This is a genomic window from Mesorhizobium sp. M2A.F.Ca.ET.039.01.1.1 (assembly GCF_003998035.1).
In the GTDB taxonomy this organism is placed as follows: Bacteria; Pseudomonadota; Alphaproteobacteria; order Rhizobiales; family Rhizobiaceae; genus Mesorhizobium.
In genome coordinates this window covers 1-2868 of record NZ_RZRY01000742.1, presented here as the reverse complement: position 1 = coordinate 2868, position 2868 = coordinate 1, and the positions used below count along the sequence as shown (strand labels likewise).

Annotated in this window: 5 protein-coding genes; 3 read left to right on the top strand and 2 right to left on the bottom strand. The window is 61.8% G+C overall.

The features are described from left to right. Positions 1–82: 82 nt before the first annotated feature. Positions 83–622 (top strand): MerR family transcriptional regulator, encoded by a 540-nt coding sequence (locus tag EOA24_RS32905; protein ID WP_042640150.1) that lies wholly within the window; start codon positions 83–85, stop codon positions 620–622. A 92-nt stretch (positions 623–714) separates the two neighbouring features. Continuing rightward, complete coding sequence (locus tag EOA24_RS32900) at positions 715–1017, top strand: DUF883 family protein (protein ID WP_126082924.1); 303 nt, start codon at positions 715–717, stop codon at positions 1015–1017. A gap of 76 nt (positions 1018–1093) precedes the next feature. Here the strand turns inward: EOA24_RS32900 and EOA24_RS32895 are convergent, their stop codons facing one another. Together EOA24_RS32895 and EOA24_RS32890 are read right to left on the bottom strand one after the other, a co-directional pair. Next, positions 1094–1354, bottom strand: a complete 261-nt coding sequence (locus EOA24_RS32895) for a hypothetical protein (protein ID WP_126082923.1) — start codon at positions 1352–1354, stop codon at positions 1094–1096. Between the two features lie 337 nt (positions 1355–1691). Continuing rightward, positions 1692–2297 carry a hypothetical protein gene (locus EOA24_RS32890; RefSeq protein ID WP_189343146.1) on the bottom strand — a complete coding sequence of 202 codons (606 nt, stop codon included), beginning with the start codon at positions 2295–2297 and terminating at the stop codon, positions 1692–1694. Between the two features lie 292 nt (positions 2298–2589). Here EOA24_RS32890 and EOA24_RS32885 point away from each other — a divergent pair, with 292 nt between their 5' ends. Further along, complete coding sequence (locus EOA24_RS32885) at positions 2590–2856, top strand: helix-turn-helix transcriptional regulator (protein ID WP_042640159.1); 267 nt, start codon at positions 2590–2592, stop codon at positions 2854–2856. The last annotated feature ends 12 nt before the right edge of the window (positions 2857–2868 follow it).

Sequence of the window (2868 nt, the reverse complement as noted above, 5' to 3'; positions counted from 1 at the left end):
GAATATCGCTTCATAAATCGCTGAAATAAGGGGCGATTCGGCATCATGCGCCGGATCGTGGTCCAGTGTGGAGGATTGGCCCATGGACAAGAGCCCCGATGCTTTCCGAACCATCAGCGAAGTCGCGGAAGATCTCGACCTGCCGCAGCACGTGCTGCGTTTCTGGGAGACGCGCTTCACCCAGATCAAGCCCATGAAGCGCGGCGGCGGCCGTCGCTATTACCGGCCGCAGGACGTCGAGCTGATCAAGGGCATCCGGCACATGCTCTACGATCAGGGCTATACGATCAAAGGCGTGCAGAAGCTGTTGCGCGAGAACGGCAACCATTTTCTGGTCGCCATCGGCAATGGCGACATGGCCGCGGTGGAGGCGATCGCCCAGCGCCGTCAAGCCGAGCAGGTGCCGCTGACGGCGGCCGCACAGCCGCGCGGCGATGAGGATGCGCTCGTCGGCCAGCCGAAGGTGAAGCCCAGCCGCCGTTTCTTCGGTCTCGGCAAGAGTGACGACGAAGGTCCGGTGCAACCGGACGCCTCAAAGTTGTCGCGTGACAATCGCGCCTTGCTGCAGGAGGCGCTGTTCGACTTGCTGGAATGCAAACGCCTGCTCGACCAGGTTCGTTGAAGGCATCATTCCACGTGATGCCGCGCGGTCGGGCCGCCGGAACTGGCCCGTCGTCCGTGCGTTAGGCCTTCTCGAAGAGAAGGACAATCAGCATGGCATCGTTTTCGACCCTCTCCGACCTCGACATCGACAAGCAGGTCGCGGCGCTTTCGCGGCAATTGAACGACCTCAAGAAGGTTTTGGCCAGCCGCGGTGACGCCTATTATGAGGATGGCCGCGAGGCGGCGTCCGACTATTACTCGCAAGTTGCCGACCGCCTTCACGAGGCGCTGCCGGCAATAAGGCGCAGGGGCAGGGTGCTCGAGCGGACGGCGCGCGACCATCCGGCGACGACCGCCGCCGTCGGACTTGTCGTGGTCGGACTGCTTGCCGGCCTTCTTATCAGCCGCCGCTGATCAATCGACGGAATCTGAAACAGAAACGGCGGCCGTCCTCGACCGCCGCCATTTCCATACCGTCGGCTGCAGGCGATCAGTTCGCCAGCTTGAGCCGCCTCTTCGGGTCGACCTTCATGACGTGGCTGCACTTGCCGTAGACGGTGCCGTTCTTGTCGGTGGCGTCGGTGTAGGTGCCCTTACAATCGAGCTGCAGCACCAGGCAGGAGCCCGAACCCTTACAGACGGCGCCGCCGTCGCCGGTCGGATGCGTGCCCGCGAAAGCCGGAGCCGAGACCGAGCCGAAAGCCGAGACGACGAGAGCCGCGGCGAGGGTGATACGCTTGAAGTTGGTCATTTGAGCATTTCCTTCCATTGGTTGTTGGGATCGGCATTCTGGCGTCCCGTTGGGTTGAGGAGCACCTTCGCGGCGCCCATGACCGGTTAGTGCTGTCTCCAATGGAAAGGTTCATATGCGATGCAAAAAATGCGGGGCAGAGAGGAAGTCGCGAGTAGAACTCTCACCTGCGTGTTGCCATGTGGCAAATCCGTCCTAACGACAGCATATGAGCGATTGTCCCGATGCCCGAAGCGAAACGGATGGCGTTCCTGCGGCGCTGTCGGATTGCAAGTTACGGTCACTGACTTGTTCGGGTTTGGAAAGGTTGCCAGGTCGCTTGGTGGCCTGCGCGGCTTCACATGGGCGGCGCGATGCCGTGATTCCCGACCACGACCCGATTCGCGGTGAGCTTGCCATCGCCACCTCGCTTGGCGTTGACGAAGACCGCGGCGCCCGGCGTCAGATCCGAAGGCGTGGCAGCGGCGAATGTCACGATCGGCGTCGTCTGGGGGATCGCGATCTGTTTTTTCTGGCCGTTGTCATAGGTAAGCGTGACCGTGCGGCCCTGGATTTCGGTGACGTCGGCCACGGTGCCGTTTGTCATGCGGCTGTTGGGCTGCAGATCCCAGTCGCGGTCGCCTTCTCCCGTGCCCTTCAGCGCCGCGGGAAAGATGACGACTTCCAGCGCCCCGCTGGCGCCATCGGCCTTGGAAAGCGAGGCGATGCCGAGAAAGTCGCCCTGCTTGATGTCGGCCGCCGATGCCTTGGCGACACCCGAAATCTTCCAGCCGTCGGCAAGTGTGATCGCATCGGTCTTGCCGTCGCGGTCCTTCACCGTCAGCGTCGATCCGGTTATACCGACGACAGTGCCTCGAACACGTGCGGCATCCGTCGCCCACGCTTCCCCGCAGATGACACTTGAGACTGTGCCGAGCACAATTGCGAATGATTTCAAATTCATGGCATTCGATCCTTCCGTGAAACGCCCGTCGCCCGGGTTTTGGCTGCCGGTGACGGCCAGCTAACGAATCGAGGCGTCGAAAATGCCGGCGAAACCGGTCGCGGAGCTTCAAAAGAACTTGATTGGGCGCCGCGCGATCTTACATGTGGGACGCCTGCGATACCGGCCGGAATGCCGCTTCACGATGGCGTGACGGCCTAAGCTCTTGGCAAATCATTTGTTAACGAGCATTCTCCCGCCAGTCTCAGGCAACGCCACATTTCATCCGACCGTTTCATCCAAAGGAGTTGCCATGCCCAACACCGCACGGAACGCCGTTTCCAACGACATCATTGCCGCGTCCGGCCTCAATCCGCTGAAGGCCGCTCGCGAAACGAGGGGATATACGATCGAGGAACTGTCTTTGACCTGCGGCCTGGCCGTGGGCGAGATCGTCGACATCGAGGACGGCAAGGACGCCGATCCCGCCAAGCTCCGGCGCATCGCTTCCGCGCTGCAGATGCCGGAAGAGGAATTGATCAAAGTGCCGGCCGCCGAGAATCGGCCCACGCATCAGTAGAGGCGCGAAAAG

Coding starts and splice junctions, on each gene's coding strand:
- EOA24_RS32900 (WP_126082924.1), top strand. CDS start 715: ATGGCATCGTTTTCGACCCTCTCCGACCTCGACATCGACAAGCAGGTC.
- EOA24_RS32895 (WP_126082923.1), bottom strand. CDS start 1,354: ATGACCAACTTCAAGCGTATCACCCTCGCCGCGGCTCTCGTCGTCTCG.
- EOA24_RS32890 (WP_189343146.1), bottom strand. CDS start 2,297: ATGAATTTGAAATCATTCGCAATTGTGCTCGGCACAGTCTCAAGTGTC.
- EOA24_RS32905 (WP_042640150.1), top strand. CDS start 83: ATGGACAAGAGCCCCGATGCTTTCCGAACCATCAGCGAAGTCGCGGAA.
- EOA24_RS32885 (WP_042640159.1), top strand. CDS start 2,590: ATGCCCAACACCGCACGGAACGCCGTTTCCAACGACATCATTGCCGCG.